Source organism: Roseomonas acroporae, from assembly GCF_023223525.1.
GTDB classification, from domain to species: Bacteria; Pseudomonadota; Alphaproteobacteria; order Acetobacterales; family Acetobacteraceae; genus Roseomonas_E; species Roseomonas_E acroporae.
Genome location: NZ_JALPRX010000072.1, coordinates 1 through 2,639, shown reverse-complemented (window position 1 = coordinate 2,639; position 2,639 = coordinate 1). Strand labels below are relative to the sequence as shown.

Below are 2,639 nucleotides of genomic sequence, written 5' to 3'. Positions count from 1 at the left end.
GGCGAGGCCTGACATCGAACGGGGGGTTCCAGGGGGGCTTCGCCCCCTGGCGGGTGGGGTGCAGGGGAGGGCGGCGCCCTCCCCTGCCGCTACGACCGTCCCGCCAACGACCGGGACGGACAGACCGGGAGACGCCACCACGCTTGCGGCCGCCCTCGCGGCCGGGGATCGAAAGGTGTGCCATGTCAGTGCCCCGTCGCCGTGCCCTTCTGCAAGCCACCCTGGCGTTGCCGATGGCGCGTGCCCTGCGCGCCTCGGCGCAGGACGGCCCCTATCCGGACCGCCCGATCACCGTGATCTCGCCCTGGGCGGCCGGCGGATCGAGCGATTCCTTCCTGCGCATCCTGGCGCAGTACCTCACCGGCGAGCTCGGCCAGAGCGTGGTGGTGGAGAACCGCTCCGGCGCCGCCGGCACGGTGGGACATGCCTACGCCGCGCGCGCGAAGCCCGACGGCTACACGCTGCTGTTCGGCACCAACAGCACCTACGCCATCGCCCCCTTCCTCTACGACAACCTGCCCTACGACAACGACCGCGCCTTCGCCCCGATCATGCTGGCCGGCACCAACCCGCAGGTGCTCTGCGTGAGCAAGACGCTGCCGGTGACGGACTTCGCCGGCTTCCTCGCCTATGCGCGGGCGGGCCAGGACCGGCTGACCTTCGCCTCCTCCGGCATCGGCGGCACCAGCCACCTCGCCACCGAGCTGCTGATGTCGATGGGCGGGTTCAGCATGCTGCACGTGCCCTATCGCGGCGGCGGCCCGGCGGCGCAGGCGCTGGTGGCGGGCGAGGTGGGCGTGGACTTCATCGACGCGATCACCGCCAAGCCGCTGGTGGAGGGCGGCGTCGTCCGCGCCATCGGCATCAGCAGCCGGGAACGGGCGCGGCTGTTCCCCGCCGTGCCGACCATCGCCGAGGCCGGGCTGCCGGGCTTCGAGAGTTCCACCGACTTCGCCTGGTTCGCCCCCGCCGGCACGCCGGAGCCGATCATCCGGCGCCTGCTCGCCGCCGGGCAGAAGGCGTTGCGGGACCCGGCGGTGCGCGAGCGCGTGATGGCGCAGGGAATCGAGCCGATCGGCAGCGGCCCGGCCGAATTCGCGGCCTATCTCGCCAGGGAGAAAGCCAAGTGGGGCGAGATCATCCGCAGCCGGAACATCCGGCTCGCGCCCTGAACGGCGCTCAGGCGAGCGGCGGCCGGGCGTTCGGCGGCCCGGCCCGTGGCCGTGGGGGGCCGAAGCCCCGCCGCGACCCGGCCCCCCTTCGTCCCAGGGCATCCTCAAGCCGGGCGTGCTCGCCCGGCGACTCAGGAAATGCGAAAAGCCAAAAGGCTGAAGCCGTTCCGGCCTGATACGGTCAGGCCGGAACGGCTCTAGAGCATTTTCAAGCTGAGCGTCCTCGCTCAGCGGCTCGGAATATGCGAAAAATCAAAAGGCGAGAGCCGTTCCGGCCTGATACGGTCAGGCCGGAACGGCTCAAGAGCATTTTAAAGCAGAGCGTCCTCGCTCAGCGGCTCGGAATATGCGAAAAATCAAAAGGCGAGAGCCGTTCCGGCCTGATACAGTCAGGCTGGATCGGCTCTAGCGTCCCGCGCGCGCCGCCGGCGCCTCCACCGTCCGCAGCGCCGCCGAGCCGCCGTTCACCGGGATCCGTATCCCGGTGTCGCGCAGCCCGTTCTCGCCGATGGCGAAGACCTGCACGTTGCGCTCCACCATGTTGCCGACGAGCAGGTTCCGCCCGTCGCGCGAGAAGGCCGCGCCCTGCGACCAGGTGCCGACCCGCGCCTCGCCCGCCGGGGTCAGCCGCGTGCCGGTCAGCCGATAGAGCTTCACCAGCCCGGGGCCGCGGAAGGGCGAGTTCTCGGGCTTGTTGGAGCCGTTCATCACCGTCACCGCGATCAGGCGGCCATCCGGGCTGATCTGGATTCCCTCGGGGGTCTGGCCGACGCTGACCGTGTCCACCACCCGCCAGGGCTCGCGCGAGAGATCGATCACGCTCACCGTGTCGGCATCGCCCGTGCCGCTGCCGATGTTGGCGACCACGGCGGCATGGCCGTCCGGCGCCACGACGAGGCCGTAGGGGTTGCGGCCGGCGCCGATCACCCGGTCGGTGCGCGTCACCCGCTCGCCGTCCACGTCGAGCACGTTGATCTGGTGGTCGCCGTTGCGCGTCACCAGCGCGTGCCGCCCGTCCGGCGTGAAGGCGACGTGGCTGACCAGCGAGGCGGGGGTGCCGACATCCACCGTGCCGACATTCTCCACCTTGCCGTCGCGGATGCGGAACACGCCGACCTTGCCGGCCTCTCGGTAGGCCACCAGCGCCAGCGTGCCGGCGCGGTTGATCGAGACGCCGGCAGGCCCCGCGCCTGTCTCCAGCGTGGCGACGACTCGCGGCGGGCTGGCCGTGAGGTCGATCACGCTCATCCGGTTGTCGGGGACGGTCTTCGTCGCGTCGTTCGGGTCGACGCGCTGGTTGGCGGTGACCAGGGCGAGCTTCCCGTCCGGCGTGATGGCCACCGAGAGCGGCGGGCCGACCACGCTGGTCGGCACCTGGATCTCGGCGGCGACGCGCGGCGGGCGCGCGGCGAGGTCGATGATGCTGATCGTGTCGGGCGCCGGGTTCTGCGCCACCCCGGCCACGCC

The 2,639-nt window shown here is 71.6% G+C and carries 2 protein-coding genes; one reads left to right on the top strand and one right to left on the bottom strand.

Features of this window, described 5'->3' with window-relative positions; translation table 11 throughout:
- Positions 1-182: 182 nt before the first annotated feature.
- Entirely contained in the window at positions 183-1,172 is a 990-nt protein-coding gene (locus M0638_RS16595; RefSeq protein WP_248668116.1) for a Bug family tripartite tricarboxylate transporter substrate binding protein, read from the top strand.
- A 405-nt stretch (positions 1,173-1,577) separates the two neighbouring features.
- On the opposite strand, the gene M0638_RS16590 is transcribed toward M0638_RS16595, so the two are convergent.
- Positions 1,578-2,639 (bottom strand): lactonase family protein (locus M0638_RS16590; RefSeq protein ID WP_248668115.1); only part of this gene is annotated, 1,062 nt, incomplete at its 5' end.

Excerpts from the sequence above, each read along its gene's own strand:
- M0638_RS16595 (WP_248668116.1), top strand. The coding sequence starts at position 183 with ATGTCAGTGCCCCGTCGCCGTGCCCTTCTGCAAGCCACCCTGGCGTTG.